This is a genomic window from Treponema saccharophilum DSM 2985, assembly GCF_000255555.1.
GTDB classification, from domain to species: domain Bacteria; phylum Spirochaetota; class Spirochaetia; order Treponematales; family Treponemataceae; genus Treponema_D; species Treponema_D saccharophilum.
On record NZ_AGRW01000052.1, the window covers coordinates 20,657 to 40,793 of the forward strand.

General features: G+C 54.7%; 20 protein-coding genes. 14 read left to right on the forward strand and 6 right to left on the reverse strand.

The window, feature by feature from the left end:
• The first annotated feature begins 96 nt into the window (after positions 1-96).
• Together pflA and TRESADRAFT_RS10885 are read left to right on the forward strand one after the other, a co-directional pair.
• A complete protein-coding gene (pflA, locus tag TRESADRAFT_RS10880) occupies positions 97-843 on the forward strand; it encodes a pyruvate formate-lyase-activating protein (RefSeq protein ID WP_002705677.1) in 747 nt (248 codons plus the stop codon).
• Positions 844-1,536 (forward strand): FAD-dependent thymidylate synthase, encoded by a 693-nt coding sequence (locus TRESADRAFT_RS10885; RefSeq protein WP_002705679.1) that lies wholly within the window; start codon positions 844-846, stop codon positions 1,534-1,536.
• A 110-nt stretch (positions 1,537-1,646) separates the two neighbouring features.
• On the opposite strand, the gene TRESADRAFT_RS10890 is transcribed toward TRESADRAFT_RS10885, so the two are convergent.
• From TRESADRAFT_RS10890 to TRESADRAFT_RS10900, 3 genes are all read right to left on the reverse strand, one after another.
• A complete protein-coding gene (locus TRESADRAFT_RS10890) occupies positions 1,647-2,321 on the reverse strand; it encodes a transglycosylase SLT domain-containing protein (protein ID WP_002705681.1) in 675 nt (224 codons plus the stop codon).
• A 309-nt stretch (positions 2,322-2,630) separates the two neighbouring features.
• The gene (locus tag TRESADRAFT_RS10895; protein WP_002705683.1) at positions 2,631-3,041 is read right to left on the reverse strand and encodes a hypothetical protein; all 411 of its coding nucleotides are present in this window, start codon (positions 3,039-3,041) and stop codon (positions 2,631-2,633) included.
• 91 nt (positions 3,042-3,132) lie between these two features.
• Positions 3,133-3,579, reverse strand: coding sequence for a PTS sugar transporter subunit IIA (locus tag TRESADRAFT_RS10900; protein ID WP_002705684.1), 447 nt, complete (start codon positions 3,577-3,579; stop codon positions 3,133-3,135).
• A 240-nt stretch (positions 3,580-3,819) separates the two neighbouring features.
• Between TRESADRAFT_RS10900 and TRESADRAFT_RS10905 the strand changes: the two genes are divergently transcribed.
• Together TRESADRAFT_RS10905 and TRESADRAFT_RS10910 are read left to right on the forward strand one after the other, a co-directional pair.
• A complete protein-coding gene (locus tag TRESADRAFT_RS10905; RefSeq protein WP_002705687.1) occupies positions 3,820-4,227 on the forward strand; it encodes a hypothetical protein in 408 nt (135 codons plus the stop codon).
• A gap of 56 nt (positions 4,228-4,283) precedes the next feature.
• A complete protein-coding gene (locus TRESADRAFT_RS10910) occupies positions 4,284-5,243 on the forward strand; it encodes a radical SAM protein (RefSeq protein ID WP_245534349.1) in 960 nt (319 codons plus the stop codon).
• Positions 5,244-5,358: 115 nt separating this feature from the next.
• Here TRESADRAFT_RS10910 and fabF read toward each other — a convergent pair whose 3' ends face one another.
• Positions 5,359-6,621 (reverse strand): beta-ketoacyl-ACP synthase II, encoded by a 1,263-nt coding sequence (fabF, locus tag TRESADRAFT_RS10915; protein WP_002705696.1) that lies wholly within the window; start codon positions 6,619-6,621, stop codon positions 5,359-5,361.
• A 184-nt stretch (positions 6,622-6,805) separates the two neighbouring features.
• Here fabF and TRESADRAFT_RS10920 point away from each other — a divergent pair, with 184 nt between their 5' ends.
• From TRESADRAFT_RS10920 to TRESADRAFT_RS10940, 5 genes are all read left to right on the forward strand, one after another.
• Positions 6,806-7,180, forward strand: coding sequence for a CidA/LrgA family protein (locus tag TRESADRAFT_RS10920; RefSeq protein ID WP_002705697.1), 375 nt, complete (start codon positions 6,806-6,808; stop codon positions 7,178-7,180).
• The gene (locus TRESADRAFT_RS10925) at positions 7,177-7,869 is read left to right on the forward strand and encodes an LrgB family protein (protein ID WP_002705698.1); all 693 of its coding nucleotides are present in this window, start codon (positions 7,177-7,179) and stop codon (positions 7,867-7,869) included. Before TRESADRAFT_RS10920 ends, TRESADRAFT_RS10925 begins: the two co-directional genes overlap by 4 nt.
• A 98-nt stretch (positions 7,870-7,967) precedes the next feature.
• Positions 7,968-8,720, forward strand: a complete 753-nt coding sequence (locus TRESADRAFT_RS10930; RefSeq protein WP_040843014.1) for a ParA family protein — start codon at positions 7,968-7,970, stop codon at positions 8,718-8,720.
• The gene (locus tag TRESADRAFT_RS10935) at positions 8,713-9,705 is read left to right on the forward strand and encodes a ParB/RepB/Spo0J family partition protein (RefSeq protein ID WP_002705708.1); all 993 of its coding nucleotides are present in this window, start codon (positions 8,713-8,715) and stop codon (positions 9,703-9,705) included. Before TRESADRAFT_RS10930 ends, TRESADRAFT_RS10935 begins: the two co-directional genes overlap by 8 nt.
• A gap of 195 nt (positions 9,706-9,900) precedes the next feature.
• Positions 9,901-10,467, forward strand: coding sequence for a macro domain-containing protein (locus tag TRESADRAFT_RS10940; protein ID WP_002705709.1), 567 nt, complete (start codon positions 9,901-9,903; stop codon positions 10,465-10,467).
• A 360-nt stretch (positions 10,468-10,827) separates the two neighbouring features.
• Here TRESADRAFT_RS10940 and ilvC read toward each other — a convergent pair whose 3' ends face one another.
• Positions 10,828-12,309, reverse strand: a complete 1,482-nt coding sequence (ilvC, locus tag TRESADRAFT_RS10945) for a ketol-acid reductoisomerase (protein WP_002705710.1) — start codon at positions 12,307-12,309, stop codon at positions 10,828-10,830.
• A 140-nt stretch (positions 12,310-12,449) separates the two neighbouring features.
• A complete protein-coding gene (locus tag TRESADRAFT_RS10950; protein WP_002705711.1) occupies positions 12,450-13,895 on the reverse strand; it encodes an MATE family efflux transporter in 1,446 nt (481 codons plus the stop codon).
• A 108-nt stretch (positions 13,896-14,003) separates the two neighbouring features.
• Here TRESADRAFT_RS10950 and TRESADRAFT_RS10955 point away from each other — a divergent pair, with 108 nt between their 5' ends.
• The 5 genes from TRESADRAFT_RS10955 (at position 14,004) to TRESADRAFT_RS15300 (ending at position 20,133) form a co-directional block, all read left to right on the forward strand.
• Complete coding sequence (locus TRESADRAFT_RS10955; protein WP_002705714.1) at positions 14,004-14,633, forward strand: redox-sensing transcriptional repressor Rex; 630 nt, start codon at positions 14,004-14,006, stop codon at positions 14,631-14,633.
• 131 nt (positions 14,634-14,764) lie between these two features.
• The gene (serC, locus tag TRESADRAFT_RS10960; protein WP_002705715.1) at positions 14,765-15,889 is read left to right on the forward strand and encodes a 3-phosphoserine/phosphohydroxythreonine transaminase; all 1,125 of its coding nucleotides are present in this window, start codon (positions 14,765-14,767) and stop codon (positions 15,887-15,889) included.
• A gap of 78 nt (positions 15,890-15,967) precedes the next feature.
• Complete coding sequence (locus TRESADRAFT_RS10965; protein WP_002705716.1) at positions 15,968-17,149, forward strand: phosphoglycerate dehydrogenase; 1,182 nt, start codon at positions 15,968-15,970, stop codon at positions 17,147-17,149.
• A gap of 121 nt (positions 17,150-17,270) precedes the next feature.
• Positions 17,271-18,437, forward strand: coding sequence for a class I SAM-dependent methyltransferase (locus TRESADRAFT_RS10970; RefSeq protein WP_002705717.1), 1,167 nt, complete (start codon positions 17,271-17,273; stop codon positions 18,435-18,437).
• A 130-nt stretch (positions 18,438-18,567) separates the two neighbouring features.
• Positions 18,568-20,133: a glycoside hydrolase family 5 protein gene (locus tag TRESADRAFT_RS15300; RefSeq protein ID WP_002705718.1), complete on the forward strand. Its 1,566-nt coding sequence runs from the start codon at positions 18,568-18,570 to the stop codon at positions 20,131-20,133.
• The last annotated feature ends 4 nt before the right edge of the window (positions 20,134-20,137 follow it).

Below are 20,137 nucleotides of genomic sequence, written 5' to 3' on the forward strand. Positions count from 1 at the left end.
AAACGAATGGGGAAGTGGAACATGGCTTTGTCGACGCAAGCTCCCCGCCGTGGAGGAAATCCCTCATATCTGCTACAATCTCCGGCGAGGTACGATATGAAAGGATACATTCATCAGCTCGAATCGTTCGGGTGCGCGGATGGGCCTGGCAGCAGGTTCATCGTTTTCACGTCAGGATGCAGGCTCCGCTGCAAATATTGCCACAACCCCGACACATGGGACATGGGAAGGGGACGGCAGATGGAGACGGACGAAATCCTCAAGGAAGCCGTTGCCTGCCGTTCGTACTGGGGAAAGAAAGGCGGAATAACCGTTTCCGGGGGCGAGCCTCTTCTTCAGATAGATTTTCTTGTCGAGCTTTTCGAGAAGGCAAAGGCGCAGGGAATCAACACGTGCATCGACACTGCCGGCGAGCCGTTCACGCGCGAGGGCGAGTGGTTCGAGAAATTCCGACGTCTCATGGACGTCACCGACATTCTCCTTGTGGACATCAAGCACATCGACGAGGATGAGCACGTGAAGCTGACGGGGCGCACTGGAAAGAACATCGTCGAAATGTTCCGCTACCTCGACGAAATCAAAAAGCCGATTTGGATTCGCCATGTCCTCGTTCCGGGAATCACCGACAACGACGCGTTCCTCGAGAAGACGCGCGATTTTATCAGGACGCTCTCCAATGTGCAGCGCGTCGAGATTCTTCCGTACCACGGGCTTGCCGCGACGAAGTACAAGGAGCTCGGAATCGATTACGTGCTGAAGGACACGGAGTCCCCGACGGAGGAGCGCGTGGAGAACGCCCGCAGAATTCTTGAATGCGAAAAATACGACGGATGGAAGAAATAGATGATTGAGATTTTCGACACGACTGATAAATTTCCCCTGCAGAAGATTGGAAAATTTGCCGGCGTCTGCTGGAACAGCCCCGTTGACGACGCGGCGAAGAACATCGCGCGCGCGAAGGACTGCATAAAAAGCGGGCACGGCCGCGTCCTTGAATTCGTCGACATCGAGCTCTGCATATCAGGCTATTCGGCGCGCGCAATACGCGAATACTACACTCACATCGGCGGCGGTCCGACGCGCCTTCAGGAATCGACGAGGTACGTCAACTGCGAGGAATTCGATTATTTCGTTCCGCCGTCCGTGAAGGATTCGTCGAAATGCAGGAGCATCTGCGACGGAAGTGCGGAGTCGATTTATCGCGAATGCATGGATATGATTCGGCAGAAATACGCGGAGCTGCTCGATGCCGGCGTGTCCAAGGAGGATGCCGCGAACGTTCTTCCCCTCGGTATGATGACGAAAATCGTCGACAAGAGGAACCTCCGCAACATGATAAACCTGATGAACCAGCGCCTGTGCTCGCGGGCGTATTCTGAAATCCGCGCGCTCGCAGCTGAAATCCGCGCGTCGCTTTCCTCATACTCGGAGGAATGGGCGTGGATTTGCGGGAACCTTTTCGTCCCGAAATGCGATGTCACGGGTTTCTGCATCGAGCGGAAATCGTGCGGGCGACGCCCACGGCTTGACGATTAAAAAAAAGCGGGAACCGGAAAAAATGGTTCCCGCTTTTTTTGATGGACGGAATTTGCCGTTCCTAACCCGATTCGGAATCCTGTTTTTGTTTTGAATGCTGAACGGCCGCTTTATTTTGCCGACGCGAGCGTGTTTTCCGTGTCGAAATTCGCGATTATCTCGGTGGAGAATCGCTGCTCGAGGTTTTTCCGGTACTTCGAAATCTGCGAGACGTAGTTCAGCGTGTGCTGCGGCGTGCTGTCGTTCTTCACGCGCGTCGTCCCGGCGTTGTACATCGCGAGCGCCGTAATCTCGTTCCCCGCCGTCTCGAGACAGAATTTCAGGTGCGCCATGCCGAATTTCGCGCTCGTCCACGGGTCGAAGAACTGCTCCTCCGTAAGGTTTGGGAACGTCGCGTTGTTGAGCTGGAACAGCCCCCTGTCTATCGTGGAATTCGTGTTTTTGTTGACCGCGTTCGGCTTGAACTTGCTTTCCACGTAGGCGAGGGCGAACGCAAGCGACGTCGGGATGTCGTTCTTGTCGGCGTTCTCGAGGATTGCGAGCGCGACGTCCTTGTTGTTCGTGACCCGCGTGTAGAACCATTCCACAAGCGGTTTTGTTCCAGCCTGCCTGTAGAGCCTCAGCCCGTCGTCGTTTTCGGCTGTTCCTTCCTTTCCCGTCTCCTTCTGCGTCTTTTCGCGCGACGCGTTTCCGAACGCCGCATCAAGCCCCAGAGATACAATCTCGTCGATGTCCTTGATGTCGAGCATTTCCGCAATCTCGACTCCTGAGCGTGCGTTCTGCATAAGAGAATAGGTGCTGAATTGTGAATCTGAACTAAAAGTGCTGCTTGATGTACGATTTTGTTCTGTGAATCCTTCGCTGTTTTTAGTTCCCGGCAAAAAGCGGATGAAAATAAAGCAAATTCCCAAGAAAATTCCGCTGAAAATGGCAGTCCCCGCAAGGGACCGCATCCTATAAGAATCCATAGGGACAATGATTCCATAATTAGGAATATTGTTCAATGGAGGATATGATTTTCATGCGGTTTCATGGCGTATTTCGCAATCAGTGCGGTTCGGTGCGCATTCGTAAAAACGGTTGCGCATCGAGCCCTATTCCGAATCTGCCTGCACCCATCCGCTTTTGGTGCGGAAGCAGTAGTGCTTGTGCTTCGGCGAAAGCTCCCCGATGAAATTCGCCTCGTCGATTCCCGCTGGCACCGCGAACCCGACGACGGACACGCAGTCCTTTATCCTCCGCGCGGTGTGCTTCATAGCCGCGACGAGCGCATCGCCCGCGCAGCCCTCTTTGTCGACGACGGGAACGATTACGGCGAATTCTCCCTTTTCCTCTTTTTCTTTCAGCTCATTCCTGAGAGAGGCGAGAAATTCCTCGTTGTATTCCTCCGGCGCGCCTTCAACATCGCTCCATTTTACCTCGCGCTCCTGCGGCGAAAATTCCTCGCCTGTCTGAATCCTGCACAATTTCTTCCCGTCCGCGCTGAAAAGCCGCTCAAGCTTCATGTGTCTCTCCGTCTCAATTAAAATGTATTTAAAAAAAGAAAAACCTCCGGGCGTTGCGCCTGCAGAGGTTTTTTCCAACAGAACGAAAAAACTATTCTGTCAGGATTTTTATGACTTCCGCTTTGTCCTGAGTGCTCAGAATCTGCGCGCGTTTTTCTGCGCTCTTGAAAAGCAGCGAGACTTCCGCCAAAAACTGGAGGTGCGGTCCCGTCTTGTTTATTGGCGAGAGCGTCATGATGAAAATGCGGCACGGCTCCTGATCCAATGAATCAAAATCAACCGGATTGTCAGAAATGCCAATACATGCAACCAAATCAGCAACTGTGTCTGTCTTTCCGTGAGGAATTGCGATGCCGTGCTTCATTCCGGTTGACATCTTCCTCTCGCGGTCCAGCACACATTCGCGAGCGGTAGCCTTGTCGGCTACTTTTCCTGCCTTGATAAGTATGTCGAGCATCTCATCGATAATCTCTTCTTTCGTCTTACCTTTGAGATGAAGTTCAACTGTATCAGGCGTTAACACTGTCTTTAAGTCCATAGCAGAGAGTATAAAAGCCACCCTTATAGAAGTCAAGAAAAAAAACGAAAAACTACCCTCTCGGGATGACGCGAATGTGGAAAAATTTGATTTTTTGTGCGTCTTTTTTGTATGATTCATAACTTGACGGCATATTTTTGCGCGATATTGTAGATTTTTTTGCGAATTCTTGGAGTTTGTCGAACTTTTTCGTTCTGCCTCTCTCTGTTCTGTCGCACGATTTCAATTTATAATCACGCCATGACTACAATCGAAAAATTCTATTCAGACATTCAGAAAGCAATCAAGTTTGACCGCGCGAACAACGGCGGCCATTACGACGGAAAAAGGGCGTGCGCGTCGATTTGCAGGCTTTTCGAGACGTACAACAGGGACGTTCCGGAAGTCGCCCGGCAGATTTCGGATTATTGGCTCAACACGTACGTTCTTCCGTCGGCGGATGCGGCGAACGAGCCGAGCGAGGCGAACGTGGCAAAAATCCGCGCGTTCCATTCGTTCATGAACAACGACATTTCCGACTCGCTCGACGCGCTTTCTCAGGACGATTGGGAGAACCTTCGCGACTTCGTGAACGATTCTGCCGAGACGATTGAGCTCGACGCGCTGCAGAGCATGATGAGCGTTATCCTCGACCGCGGCGCGCTGTGAAGATGAATTCGTCGGATTTGTATAGTGAATGCCGCGCCTGCCCCCGGAATTGCGGCGTGAACAGGTTCGCGTCGGCAGGCTTTTGCGGGGAGGGGAGCAAAATCCGCGTTGCCGTCGCATGCCTTCACTTCGGGGAGGAGCCGCTGCTGACGGTTCACGGCGGAAGCGGCACGATTTTCCTTACGGGATGCAACCTGCGGTGCGCGTTCTGCCAGAATTATCAGATTTCGCAGCAGGGAATGGGGCGCGACGTTTCCGTTGGCGAATTCGCGGAGATTTGCATTCGCCTTCAGGAAATCGGTGCGGAGAACATCAACATCGTCACGGGAAGCCATCACGCTCCCGCCGTCGCCGAGGGGCTTTTTGAGGCGCGGAAAAGGGGGCTTACGCTTCCCGTGTGCTGGAATTCGAGCGGCTACGATTCAATCGAGTCGCTGAAAATGCTCGATGGGCTCGTTTCGATATACCTTCCCGATTTGAAGACGCTCAGCAGCGACCTTTCCATGAAGCTGTGCGCATCCTCCGATTATCCGGACGTCGCGCGCTCCGCAATCGAGTGGCTTGTCGAGCGGAATCCGCTTTCGATAACGGAAGTTTCCCGCGAATGCGACGGAAAAACCGTCGTCAAGGAGAAAATCGAGAGCGGCGTCATCGTCAGGCATCTTTTCCTTCCCGGACGCTTCGTGGAGACTGCCGATGTGCTCGAGTGGCTCAAGCATAAAATCGACGGGAAGGCGGTCATCTCGCTGATGTCGCAGTATACGCCCGTCCCGTTCAAGGGAAGCGACGAGGAGCTGGAACGGAGGAAGCGCGCGCTTTCTGTTATAGAGAACAGGCTCGTCAGCTCGACCGAGGATTCCGATTTGCGCGATTTGATTGACGCGTATGATTTCGATTACCTTTTCTATCAGGAGCTTTGCCCCGATACCGAGTGGCTTCCCGATTTCGGGCGGACGCAGCCGTTCTCCTACAAGCTTGCGCGCCCAGTGTGGCATTGGCGCGACGGCTTCGTCTGATTGCGCGTTTTCGGAATCGTGACGAGTGCATGAAAAAAGACCGCCCGCGGCGTTTTGTTCGGGCGGCCTTTTTTTGCGCGGAGATGAAACTGCCGCGCATCAGTCGGGAAAAATCCTACTCGGCGAATTTCTTTATGACGAGGCAGGCGTTGTGCCCGCCGAATCCGAGCGACGCGCTCATCGCCGCGTTGATGTCCGCCTTGACGCCAATGTTCGGCGTGTAGTCGAGGTCGCATCCGCCCTCGATGTCCTGGTTGTCGATGTTAATCGTCGGCGGGACGAATCCGTCGTTTATCGCCTTGACGCAGACCATCGCCTCGATTGCACCCGCGGCTCCGACAAGATGGCCCGTCATCGATTTCGTCGATGATATATGGAGCTTTTTCGCGTCGTCGCCGAAAGCCATCTTGAGCGCGTTCGTCTCTCCGACGTCGTTTGCGTGCGTTGATGTTCCGTGCGCGTTGTAGTATCCGATTTCGCCCGCGCCGATTCCCGCGTCGAGAAGCGCAAGCTCCATCGCCTTGGCAGCTCCGCTTCCGTCCTTGAGCGGCGCCGTGATGTTGAAAGCGTCGCATGAGGAACCGTATCCGGCGATTTCCGCGTAGATTTTCGCTCCGCGCGCCTTCGCGTGCTCAAGCTCCTCGAGCATGAGCATGACGGAGCCTTCGCCCATGATGAATCCGTCCCTGTCCTTGTCGAACGGGCGGCTTGCTTTTTCCGGCGTGTCGTTGAAGTGCGTCGACAATGCGGTGAGTTTTACGAAAGACGCGATTGAGAATTCGGTTATCGCGGCTTCCGTTCCCCCTGAAAGGCAGACGTCGCATTTTCCGGCGCGTATCATGTCGGCGGCAAGCCCGATTGCGTCGGAGCCTGACGCGCATGCCGTGTTCAGCGCCCACGAGATTCCCTTCAGCCCGAACACGATGCTGACGTTGGCTGCGGCTTCGTTCGTAATCATGAGCGGTGTCGTGAGCGGCGGCATCCGCAAGGGACCCGCGTCCTTGTCGTCGAGTTTTGCGAACGCGTCTCCCGTCGCCTCCATGCCGCCCATGCAGCAGCCGACGACGACTCCGTTGCGCTCTGCTGCGAGCGTTTCCTTCGTGTAGCCCGCATCCTTGATTGCCTGGGCGCTTGCCGCGACGCAGAATTTCGTGAAACGCGCCGTTTTCCTCACCGCGCTCGTCTCGATTCCGTATTGCGCGATGTCGAAATTTTTGACTTCTGCCGCAATCTTTACGGGAAGACGCCCGGCATCGAACAGCGTAATCGTTCCGATTCCGCTCTTTCCGCCCTTTATGTTCTCCCATGCCTCGTCGACGCTGTTGCCGACGGGAGTCACCGCTCCCATTCCCGTGATGACGACCCTTCTTCTTTCCATAATTTTTTTCTCCATAAAAAATCTGATTTTGAGAGGTAATGAATCCGCCCCTTTCCGTGCGGGCGGAAAAATGATTCACGAGAGTACCATAGTTTCGCACGATTGTCATTTTCGGAAGGATGATGAGCCGAGGTTCGTTTTTGCCCTTAACACTCTGCGCGCGAAGTTTTAAGATGGCTGTCCTATGAAATACGTCGTTCAATTCTTCATAATCGCTTTCATATCGCTCGTCGGGGAGCTGCTTGCGAAGGTCGTTCCCCTTCCGGTGCCCGGCTCGATATACGGGCTCGTGCTGATGTTCGCCGCGCTCAAGTCGGGAATCTGCCCGGTTTCCGCCGTAAAGGAGACGAGCGGCTTCCTGCTCGAGATAATGCCGGTTTTCTTCATCGCGCCCGCAATTGCGATTCTTGACAACATGGAAGTTCTCCGCTCGAACTGGATTTTCTTCCTCGTCGTGTCGGTTTTCTCGACGATTGTGGCGATGGTCGTCTCGGGATACGTCACGCAAATCGTCATAAGGGCAAAAACGCGCGGAGAAAAAGGGGAGGAGTCAAAATGAAAGAATTTTTCGAGTCGTCATCATATTTCGGGCTTGTCATCACGCTCGTCACGTATGCAATCGGGTGTTTTCTCAAGAAGAAATTCCGCCTGGCGATTTTCAACCCGCTGCTCGTTTCGATTCTCCTTTCGATTGCGTTCGTCGCGTTTTTCGGAATCGACATCGGCAAGTACAACGAGAGCACCGACATCCTCTCGTATTTCCTCACGCCCGCGACGGTCTGCCTCGCAGTTCCGCTGTACGAGCAGTTCCAGAAGCTCCGCGACAACTGGCTTGCCGTCGTCGGCGGAATCCTTGCCGGAACGCTGGCGCATCTGACAATGATTTTTGTCTGCGCGCTCGCGTTCAAAATCGGGCACACGGAATACGTTTCGCTCCTTCCGAAATCGATAACGACGGCAATCGGAATCGCCCTGTCCGAGCAGCACGGCGGAATCGTCGGCATAACGGTCGGCGGAATCTGCGTCGCGGGAATAACTGGGAACACGTTCTGCGAGCTTATCCTCCGCGTGTTCCGGATTACGGAGCCTGTCGCGAAGGGCGTCGCGATCGGGACGGCAAGCCATGCGCTCGGAACGTCGAAGGCGATAGAAATCGGCGAGGTCGAAGGTGCGATGAGCGGGCTTTCGATTGCTGTCTGCGGCCTTCTCACCGTTGTCCTTGCGTCGTTCTTCGTCCGCCTCATCTGATTTTCCGGGCGGAATTTTTTCCCGCCGCTGTCGTGAAACATCGCCGTTTTCGTTGTGAAACATTTTCAATTTTTTCATAATCTGCTATGATTGACTTTATGGGAAAAGTGTACGTTTTTGTGAATCAGAAAGGCGGCGTCGGAAAGACGACTTCCGCTATAAACATCGGAGCCTACATGGCGAAGGCGGGCAAACGCGTCCTTCTCGTCGATTTTGACTCACAGGGAAATATGTCGAGCGGCGTCGGAGTCACCAAGGAGAAACCGACCGTATACGAGCTTATTGCCGGAACGACCGCGGCTGATAAATGCGTGAAGAGGACATCGGTTGATGGTCTTGACGCAATAAGCGCCTCAATCGACCTTTCCGGCGCCGCAATCGAGCTTGTGGACCAGGAAAACAGGGAATTTTTCCTCAGGAACGCAATCGAGCCGTTCAAAAAAATATACGACTACATTTTGATAGACTGCCCGCCGTCGCTCGGGCTTTTGACGCTCAACGGGCTTGCCGCCGCGGACTCAATCCTCGTTCCCGTCCAGTGCGAGTATTTCGCGCTTGAGGGAATCACGCTTCTCATCCAGACCGTCGAGCAGGTTCAGAAGACGATGAACCCGAACCTGAAAATCGGCGGCGTCTTCTTCACGATGTACGGGAAGACGACCCTCGCGAAGGATGTCGTCCGCGTCGTCAAGGAAAAATACGGCGAGGCAGTGTTCGACACCGTAATCCCGAGAAACGTGCGCCTTTCCGAGGCGCCCTCTCATTGCGTCCCGATTTGCGAGTACGACCCGAACTGTGTCGGCGCAAAAAGCTACAAGAAACTTGCGGAAGAGGTGATGGGACGTGGCTAGGAAATTCGGACTTGGAAGCGGGGTTAACGCCCTTTTTACTACCGGCGCGGAGCCGAAAAACGAGGCGGAAGCGGAGCAGAGTCAGCTTCCCGCAAAAAATGAGCATGACGTGGCGGGCGATGTTCCGGAAATCGTGGCGGAATCAGCACTCCCTGAAGGTGTGACGACCGGCGCGAACGGTCAGCTTTTCGTGGAGCTTTCCCGGCTCAAGCCGAATCCGCAGCAGCCGAGGCTTGAATTCAACGAGGAGAAGCTGAAGGAGCTTGCGGCGTCGATAAAGGAGCACGGCGTCCTTCAGGCGATAACGATAGAGAATGCCGGCGACGGTTCGTTCTACATCATCGCGGGCGAGAGAAGGACGCGGGCGGCGCGCCTTGCCGGCCTCGAGCGCATTCCCGCGCAGATTCGCGAATTCGACGAGCAGAAAAAGCTTGAGGTCGCGCTTATCGAGAACATCCAGCGCGCCGACTTGAATCCAGTCGAGGAGGCGAAGGCGTACCACAAACTCATGCAGATTTCCGGACTCAGCCAGGACCAGATTGCCGTGCGCGTCGGGAAGAACCGCTCGACCGTCGCCAACGCAGTACGCCTGCTGAAGCTTCCGTCGGAGATGCAGTCGGCCCTTGTCGAGGGACGCCTTACCGCGGGACACGCGCGCGCGCTTCTTGCGGTGAAGAATTCGAACGACAGGCGGCTTTTGTTCGAGAAGATAGTCGGCGGCGGAATGAACGTCCGGCGGGCAGAGGAGATGGCGAACGAGCTGAATTCCGGTGCAGGAAGGAACAAGCAGCCGTCGTCGTCCGCGTCCTCGCGCGACCCGAACCTCGCGGAGATTGAGCAGCGCTTCATCGAGGCGTTCGGCACGAAAGTGAAGATAAACGGCACGATGGAGCGCGGCAGAATCGAAGTCGATTATTTTTCCCGCGAGGATTTGGACAGGCTCTTTTCGATAATAACAGGCGGAAATTCCTCGCCCGTCGATTGATGCGCGCTTCGATCCGGCAGCGTAGGTCGAGTGTCGGGGAATTTCGTTTGCGGTGTTTTTTGTCGACGAACTCTCCGCACGTCGCAATTTTTGTCCGTGTCCTTTTCTCATAACACAAAACTCGGAATAAAGCCCGAGCTGAATTGCCGCTGAATAGCGCAGTCGTGAGCGCGCGAAAAAAATGAGGAGTCTGCGTTGAAAATCTATCTCTTGGACAGAAAGCAAAGCCAGGTCGATTTTTGGGAACTGTACTTTTCCGACATCAAGAATGTCGAGTGCGTGTGCGATGATTTCGCGCATTTCATGGATACGCATGATGTCGAGTGTGTCGTGTCGCCCGCGAACAGCTACGGTCTCATGGACGGCGGTTATGATGCCGCAATCACGGCGTATTTCGGTGACGCGCTCATTCCGCATGTGCAGGAATATATCCGAACCCATTTTTTCTGCGAGCAGCCTGTCGGCACGAGCTTCCTGATTGACATTCCCGGAAGCGCGAAAAAACTCATTCACACGCCCACAATGCGCGTTCCGTCCGTGATTCGGGAACCGCTTGTGGTGTATCAGTGCACTCGGACGACTCTCATATCCGCCATGCAGAACGATATAAAAAGCCTTGTGATTCCTGCGTTCGGTGGAAGCTGCGGCAACGTTCCTCCCCAAAAAATCGCGCTCCTCATGCGGGGAGCCTTCGATCAGCTTTGGACGATGCCTTCATCGATGGACTGGAACTACGCGAACCGTGGATTGGAGAGAATCTGACAGAAGAAAAAAGAAATGAGGAACAGCGACTTGTAATATCAGGATGCAGGTTCTTGTGATTTTGTCATGCTGAACGGTTTTTGCAAGAAACCTTTTTTCTGCATCCATAGCCCTCGAATCGAGTTCGGGGAGGATTAGCGTAAGTCATATTTATCTACTATACCGCTATATCCCGCAAAAAACTGCAACCTGCGGAAAATTGCGGATGGAAAAGCCGAATCTTCCACAAAAAAAGCCCGGCAACCTTGAGAACTCTCAAAGCCACCGGACTTTTCTCAATCCGTTAGCCGCACAGGACGTGCGGCACACTGCGCCAACTTGCATAGCAAGTGGGCGGTTGGTTAAGTAAAACAGGATGTTTTACTTAACCAACGGCTTCATTGCCGTCATGTAGGCTCTCAACTTGCGTCCAACAACCTCGATTGGGTGGTTGCGGATTTCGGCGTTCACGGCGACGAGCTCGGCGTTGTTCACGCCGTTGTCCTTCACGTTCAAGCCTTTTCCGATTACCTCTGTGGTGAGTTTCGGCATGAGGTCTTTCGCCATCTGTGGGGCGGCCACGTTCGCGAAGAGGTAGCAGCCGTACTCGGCGGTGTCGGAGATGACGCGGTTCATCTCATAGAGGCGCTTTCTGTCGATGAGGTTCGCGATGAGCGGAACTTCGTGGAGAGACTCGTAGTAAGCGCTCTCTTCCTTGATTCCGGCGTCGACCATCGTCTCAAAAGCGAGTTCGCAGCCTGCCTTGACCATTGCGACGAGCAAGATTCCCTTGTCGAAATATTCCTGCTCGGCGATTTCCTCAGAAGACTCTTCCTGTGACTCGAACGGAAGCTTTCCTGTAGCCTCTCTCCATGTGAGGAGGTCGTGGTCCTTGTTCTTCCAGTCCTCCATCATCGTTGAAGAGAACTTTCCGGAGATGATGTCGTCCATGTGCTTCTGGTAGAGAGGAGCGAGGAGCTTCTTGATGTCCTTTGAGATTGCGTTCGCCTTGATTTTCGCAGGGTTGGAGAGGCGGTCCATCATTCCTGTGATTCCGCCCCACTTCAAAGCCTCGGAAACGACGTTCCAGCCGTGCATGAGGAACTTTGTGACCCATTTCGGATCCATTCCGTCGGCGACCATCTTGTCGTAGCAGACGATTGTTCCGGCCTGGAGCATACCGCAGAGGATTGTCTGCTCGCCCATGAGGTCGGATTTAACTTCAGCGACAAAAGAAGACTCGAGGACGCCCGCCTTGCTTCCGCCCATTCCGACTGCCAAAGCCTTCGCGATTGCCCAGCCCTTTCCTTCAGGGTCGTTAACCGGGTGGACTGCGATGAGGTCAGGAACACCGAATCCTCTGTGGAACTCGTTGTAGACTTCCGTGCCGGGACCTTTCGGAGCGCACATCACGACGGTGATGTCCTTGCGAATCTGCATTCCTTCCTCAATCATGTTGAAGCCGTGGCTGTACCAGAGAGCGGCTCCCTGCTTCATGAATTTCTGCACTTCGGTGATGACGGGCGTATGCTGCTTGTCCGGAGTGAGGTTGCCGACCAAATCAGCGGTCGGAATCATCTCCGCGTACGTTCCAACTTTGAAACCGTTCTCCGTGGCGTTCTTCCATGACTGCCTTTTTTCGGCAATCGCTGACTCGCGGAGGGCGTATGATACGTCGAGTCCCGAGTCGCGGAGACACATTCCTTGGTTCAATCCCTGGGCGCCGCAACCGACGATTACGATTTTCTTTCCTTTAAGGGCATTGACGCCGTCGGCAAATTCTTCTTTCGCCATTGAGCGGCAATGACCGAGCTGAAGGCGGGCTTCACGCCAAGGAATTGAGTTGAAATAATTGTTTCCCATCTTTTTCTCCTTTATGCGCAGGGAGGCGCAAAATTTTTGATTTGTTTCTGTCTGAAGAGGCAAATCGGAAATAACTATATCAAATTGGCGACTTTTATTCGATATGCTGAAAAATCCGAACGGGAAGCCGCCATGCGATGCTAGCTTCTGTTCATCGATTCCTTTTTGAAGGAGCGGTTTATCGGGATGAACATCGCGAGCGCAATGAGGACCGCGATTCCGTCGGCAATCGGCTGCGCGAAGACGATTCCCCTCATCCCGAAAATCCTGTTCAGCGCGAGGATGAGCGGAAGGAACACGACGCCCTGCCTCGATATTGCGAGCGCGAGCGACTGCACCGCTTTTCCCATCGCCTGGAAGGTGAAGTTCAGCACGAACATGATGCCGATGACGGGCGTGGAGACCATGAGCGCGTGGATTATGCTGATTCCGAGGTTCACGACAGCCTCGTCCTTGCTGAAAATGTTGACAATCTGCTTTGAGAACAGAAAGTAGAGTGCGGTGAGCGCGCATCCAGCGACGACGTTCAGCAGAATCGAGAACTTCATCACGCTCTTGAGCCTTTTGAAATTCCGCGCGCCGAAATTGTACCCGATAAGCGGCGCGATTCCGATTCCGAGGCCGAGCTGCACGAATATGACGAGCATGTTCGCCTTGAGAGCGACGCCCATAGCCGCCGTCGGGACGTCACCGAATATCGGAACGCTGTCGGAGAACGTCGTGATGAGCGAGCGAAGCGGCTCCTCGACGACCTCGACCGAATAATACGACGCGAGGAGCTTGTTCGTGACAATCGCGCTGAGGCTCATGAGGATGTTCGTGAGCGACGCCGGAAGCCCGATGGACACGACGCCGGAAGCGATTCCCTCTCCCATTTTGAAGAATCTCGGGTTGATTGAGAGAAGCGAATTCTTTGAGGCGATATGGAATATATAGAAGAAAATGGAGACCGCGTTTCCGATGAGCGTGGCGATTGCGGCTCCCTTGACGCCCATTCCCAGAAGTTTTATCCCGAAAAGCTCGTCGAGGATGAAAATCGGGTCGAGGATTATGTTCGCGGCTGTTCCCGCCATCATGCCGAACATCGATGCGTTCGCGGCTCCTTCCCCGCGGAGAAGGTTCGTGAACGCCATGCCGATGACGATGAGCGGCCCGCCGTAAGCGATTATCTGGAGGTAGTCTCGCGCGAATCCGTACGTCGTCTCCGTCGTCCCGACCGCGGTGAGAATCTGGTGCATGAGCGCCGTTATAATCATGCCGCCCGCGATTCCCGTCACGATTCCCGCATAGAAGCAGAACGAGCTTATCGACTTCACTTTGTCCATCTTCTTCTCGCCGAGCGCTCGGCTGAGGAACGAGGAGCCGCCCATGCCGAATATGTTTCCCGCCGCCATGAGGAACATGAATACTGGTGTCGCCACGTTCACCGCCGCGAACTGGCTGGGATCGTTTATCAAACCGACGAAGAATGCGTCGACCATATTGTACAGAACCGTCACTATCATGCTGAGCACGGTGGGTACCGCTAATTTCAGGACGGCCTTCGGTACCGGTGCTTTCTCAAAAAGGTCAATGTTCTTAATCATGGCTCGATTTTATTTAAATGCGCAGAAAATGTCATCAAACAGTACGGAATGCAATCATTTGCGCCGTTGTCGTTCCTATGCCGCCGAAATAATGGTACTCTTTTTTCCATGAAACAAATACCGATACCATCGAGGAGGCGCCTCGTCACATTGTCGCAGATTCTTCAGCAGCTGGAAGAAAACGGCGCGCGGGTGACTTCCTCGGAAATTTCCGCGCTTACCGGCTGGAGCGACGCGACGATTCGGCGCGACATTTCCCTTCTCTGCGTGCATTCCGGGCGCTCGAACGGATATGAAGTGGCAGCCCTGCGCGAGGCGATTGCCGCTGCCCTTGATATACGCGCCGGCAACGGCGGAAAAAGATGCTGCATCGTGGGGCTCGGGCCGCTCGGCTCGTCACTGCTTTCCGGGACGGCATTCTCCGGCTCCGCTTTCTCGCTCGCCGCCGCGTTCGACACGAGCATGAACAGAATCGAGCTGCTTGATTCCGACATTCCGCTTTATTTGACGACCGAGCTGAAAACCGTGATTCCGGCAAAGGGAATCACGCTCGCCGTTCTCTGCGTTCCCGACCAGATTGCGCAGGAGATGGCGGACAGGCTCGTCTCTTTCGGAATCCGGGGAATCGTAAACTACACGAACACGATTCTCTCCGTTCCCGACGGCGTCACCGTTGAGAACGCGAACGTCGTGACGGCGCTTACGAGGATTGTGGGAGCGTCCGGCTCTTCTTTGTGAAAAACTTCACAGTAAATCATAAAATTTCCAAAAATTCGCGCTTTTTTGTTGACCATGTTCGCGAAAAAGGCTAGGATTGCGCCATCAATTTTGTGAAAAAAATCACAATAACACCAAAAGGGGTACGAAAGATGGCAAGAGTCTACAATTTTTCCGCAGGTCCATCATGCCTGCCAGAAGAAGTTCTGAAAGAGTGCGCTGCTGAGATGCTCGATTACAACGGAACGGGTCAGTCCGTGATGGAAATGAGCCATCGCTCCAAGGCATACGAGCCGATAATTCAGGACGCCGAGGCTATGGTCCGCAAGTTGATGAACGTCCCCGACAACTACAAGGTTCTCTTCGTCCAGGGCGGAGGCTCCACGCAGTTCGCGATGGTCGCCGAGAACCTCGGAATAAAGAACAAGAAAGCCGCCTACATCGAGACGGGCGTTTGGGCGAAGAAGGCGGCCGCCGAGGCGAAAAGGCTCGGCATTCAGGTCGATGTCATCGCCTCATCGAAGGACAAGGGATATTCATACATCCCGCGCGTCGAGAAAATCGAGGGCGACTACGATTACGCGTACATCTGCCTCAATAACACGATTATGGGAACCCACTACGAGTATCTTCCCGACACGGGCTCAATCCCGCTCGTCGCCGACATCTCGTCATGCGTTCTTTCTGAGCCGCTCGACGTCACCAAGTTCGGGCTTCTCTTCGCGGGCGCGCAGAAAAACCTCGCTCCGGCAGGCGTCACGCTCGTCATCGTCCGTGAGGATTTGATTCCCGAAGTCGAGGACTGCCTCCCCGGAACGCCGGTCATGCTCGCCTACAAAACGCACGCGGACAACGGCTCCATGTACAACACGCCGCCCTGCTACACGATTTACGTGCTCGACAAGGTTCTCCATTGGATCGAGAAGAACGGCGGGGCAGAGGGAATGGCGAAGAGGAACCGCGAGAAGGCGGATTATCTCTACAACTTCCTCGACTCAAGCGATTTCTACCGCGCGACGGCGGAGAAGGGAAGCCGCTCTCTGATGAACGTCCCGTTCCTCACAAAATACTCAACGGGGGCGACGGACGATGCGGCGGTTGCGAAAGAGAAGGAAATCAACGACAAATTCGTAAAGGAAGCCGCTGCTGCGGGATTCGTCAACCTCAAGGGCCACAGGCTCGTCGGCGGAATGCGCGCGTCAATCTACAACGCCATGACGATTGAGGGCGTGAAGGCTCTCGTCGAGTTCATGAAGAAATTCGCGGCGGAGAACTGATTTTCCTGTCCCTGCCATTCGCCCGCATCCGTGCGGGCGCGCCGGTGCGGGAAGAATATCAACGATAAGGAAAGGACAATGTACAAGATTCAGACTTTGAACAAAATCAGCGCGATTGGATTGGACAAACTCCCGCGCGACTTATATGAGGTTGCTTCCGAGATTAACAACGCGGATGCTATTCTCGTCCGCTCGGCGGACATGCACGAGATGGCGCTTCCCGAGACGGTGAAGGCTGTCGCGCGCGCCGGTGCGGGAACGAACAACATCCCGTGCGACAAGCTTGCGGAGAAGGGAATCGTCGTCTTCAACACGCCAGGCGCGAACGCGAACGCCGTTAAGGAACTCGTCATCCTCGCGCTCCTCCTTTCGTCTCGCCCCGCGGTCAACGCGAACAAATGGGTGAACACGGAGCTTGCCGGAAAAGGCGACGAGATTGCTTCGCTCGCGGAGAAAGGAAAGAGCAAGTTCGTCGGGCCCGAGCTTAAGGGAAAGACGCTCGGCGTAATCGGTCTCGGCGCAATCGGTGCGATGGTCGCGAACACGGCTCTCGCGCTCGGGATGAACGTCATCGGCTACGACCCGTTCCTTTCCGTGAAAGCGGCGCTCAGCCTCGACCGCAACGTCAAGATTGTCGAGACGCTCGACGGAATCTACACGAAATCCGACTACATCACGGTCCACGTTCCTCAGACGAACGAGACGAAGGGAATGATAAACGCCTCCGCAATCAAGGTCATGAAGGACGGCGTGAGGATTATCAACCTCGCGCGCGGCGGTCTCGTGAACAACGCAGACATGCTCGCCGCCATCAAATCGGGAAAAGTCGCGGCGCACGTCACGGATTTTGCCGACGAGTCCCTCCTCAACAACGAGAAGGTCGTCTGCCTTCCGCACCTCGGCGCTTCCACGCCCGAGGCTGAGGACAACTGCGCCGTCATGGCAGTCAAGGAGCTCCGCGACTTCCTCGAGACGGGCGCAATCGTCAATTCCGTGAACTTCCCGAAGGCGACGATTGACGAGGCGATTCCCGCGAACGGAACGCGCCTGTGCATCGCGCACAAGAACGTCCCGAACATGATTGCGAATTTCACGTCCGTTCTCGGAAACGCCGGATTCAACATCAGCGGGATGATTGACCAGAACAGGAACGAGATTGCGTACGCGATTCTCGACGTTGACGGAAGGGTCAGCGACGACGCGCTCGCTTCTCTCAAATCGATTGACGGCGTAATCAACGTCCGCCCGATTTTCGCGTAAGTTCCTCCGGAAATCGAAAAGCCGCCCGTTTGAAGTCCGCTTCATCCGGGCGGCTTTTTTATTGCCGATTCTCAAAACCGTTTTTTTCTTCCATAATGTCCGCCAACAATCGGGAGGGAAGATGATTCTTTCGGCAACGCTGTCAAAGCCGGTCGGCACAATTTCGGATATTTTGGGGAACGATTTCACGCGCGTAAAAATCAGGAGGCTCGCCTCGTCATCGTCGCGCGCCGGCGAGGCGTATTTCGCGGAATTCTTCACGGAGAAGCAGGTGTTCCACAAGCGCATGACGGAATCCGCGCTCGGCGAATTCATCGACGAGCACGCGGGAAAGACGTTCCGCTCGTGCGTAATCAGGAGCGACGACAAGGAAATCCAAATCCTTTCGAACAAGAAGGGAAAAATCACGCGGATTGAGAGGGCAGTGTCCGCCCCCGTCATGAAGAACGTCGGCACGCAGCGCAAGAACAGAATAATCGAGGAGGGCGTTCCCGTGCCGTTCTTCGTCCGCCTCGGCGTGATGACCGCCGAAGGAAAAGTCATCGCGGCGAAGTACGACAAATTCCGGCAGATAAACCGCTTCCTCGAAATTGTCGACGACATCCTTCCCGACGTGATGGAAAGCCGCGCCCGTGACGGCGACAGCTCGCCCCTTCGCGTCGTCGATTTCGGCTCCGGGAAATCGTATTTGACTTTTGCGGTCCACTATTTTTTGCGGGAAATCAAGGGAATCGACTGCGAGGTGTTCGGGCTGGACTTGAAGAAGGACGTCATCGAATACTGCTCGCGGATGGCGGCCGAGCTGAACCTGCCGGGGCTTTCTTTTTCCGTGGGCGACATCTCGACGTACAGCGGGAGCCGCTCGCCCGACATCGTGGTGACCCTCCACGCATGCGACACCGCGACCGATTTCGCGCTCGACTACGCCGTGAAAAGGGGAGTGCGCGCGATTTTGTCCGTTCCTTGCTGCCAGCATGAGGTCAACGCGCAGCTTTCGAAGCTCTCCGACGGCTGCGGTTCCCCGTTCGAGCCGCTCCTCCGCTTCGGGCTCATAAAGGAACGGTTCGCCGCGCTCGCGACGGACGCAATACGCGCCGAGCTTCTTGAGCGCGCCGGTTATCGCGTTCAGGCGATGGAATTCATCGACGCGGAGAACACCCCGAAAAACCTCCTTCTCCGCGCCGTGAGAACAGGACGAATCCCGTCCGACGGAAAAACGGGCGCGTCCTCCCTTATGGCCGCCCTCGGCATCTCGCAGACGCTCGAGAAGCTCCTTTCCGAAAAATAACCGCGTACTTCTCCGTCGCCATGAACTCGTTTCAGGGGCTTCCGTGCGGGGATTCGGAAACGTGTTCGGAATGCGCCGAGAATCATGTATCTGTGAAAGATTGGCAGAGAAAAAAACATTTGGAGAAGATATGAAAAGAATTTTGAGAAACGCAGCCGCCCTTTTCGCGGCTGGAACAATCGTCTTGTCGGCGCTTGCCGGATGCACAAGCGGAAGCGAGGAAGCGGAAAATACAGCACAGACGAACGGAAGCGGGGACGATTCATCCACGAATTCCAACAATGGAACTTCCGGCGCAAATTCCGCAAGTTCCACGACAGAAGCATGGAGCGGATGGAGGGATTTCAACGATTCTTCCAGTTGGGTCAACATCACAATCGACAAGAGTTATTTTTCTTCGTTTGAAGCAGGTTGCAAAATCGATGTCCACCTTACAAAAGCTTCAAGTGCCAGCTACAACAAACTGAAATTCAACTATCAGGGAAGTTCTTGGACGGAAATGACAGGGGGAAGCTACACAAACGGAACCTACGACAGCACATACGGAGGCGTCGAACCGAGTGGAGAGACACCGCTTTCATACACAGTCACGGCCTCGGACGCGACGAATCTCAAGAACTACGGATTTGCACTGAACGGATACGGAGTTTCTGTAAGCAAGATAACGCTGACGACAGGCACATCTTCTTCTGGCTCATCATCTTCATCATCTTCGACAACGACATCGGACGTGGAGACGAAGGCCGAGCCGACATCCGTCACGGGAACACCATACGCGAACCACGGAAAACTAAGCGTATCGGGAGCGAATCTCCTGGACGAAAAAGGCGAAAAGTACATGCTCTACGGATTTTCAACGCACGGCTTGAATTTCGGGGACGAGTTCTCAAGATACGTGAACGAGGACGCATTCGCCACGCTCGTGGACGACTTCAACACAAACTGCATACGGCTCGTCCTCTACCCGAAAGACTACGGCGGATACTGCGACGGCGGCGACCAGAGCGCGCTCAAGACGATAATGAAGAACGGAATCGAATACGCCACGAAAAAAGGAATGTACGTCCTTGTCGATTGGCACGTCCACAACTACAACCCGCAGGAGACGCAAGACGCGGCGAAGACGTTCCTCGCAGAAATCGCAAAGGAGTACGCGAACTACGGAAACGTCCTCTACGAAATCTGCAACGAACCGACAAACTCTCCGTGGAATTCGGCGATAAAGCCGTACGCGGAGGAGGTCATCCCCGTAATCCGCCAGTACGCCCCTGACGCTGTAGTCATCGTCGGAACAAACACATGGAGCCAGGACATCGAAGAGCCGCTTTCAAATCCGCTCGACACGGCAACCTACGGAAACGTCATGTACACCTTCCACTTCTACGCGAACAGCCACACGGACTCGTACAGAAGCCGCGTGGAATCGGCAGTGAACAAGGGGCTTCCAGTCTTCATCACGGAATTCGGCACCTGCGACGCTTCTGGAAACGGCGGCTTCAACTCGTCTGAATCAGAATCATGGTTCAGCCTTTGTGAAAAATACAACATCAGCCACATGAACTGGAGCCTCTCCAACAAGGGAGAGACGGCCTCGGCGATTCAGTCAAGCTGCTCGAAGACTTCCGGCTGGACAAGCTCGGACTTGACTGAATCGGGGAAACTGGTCGTGGAGCACTTCAAGACGCTCGCACGATAAACAC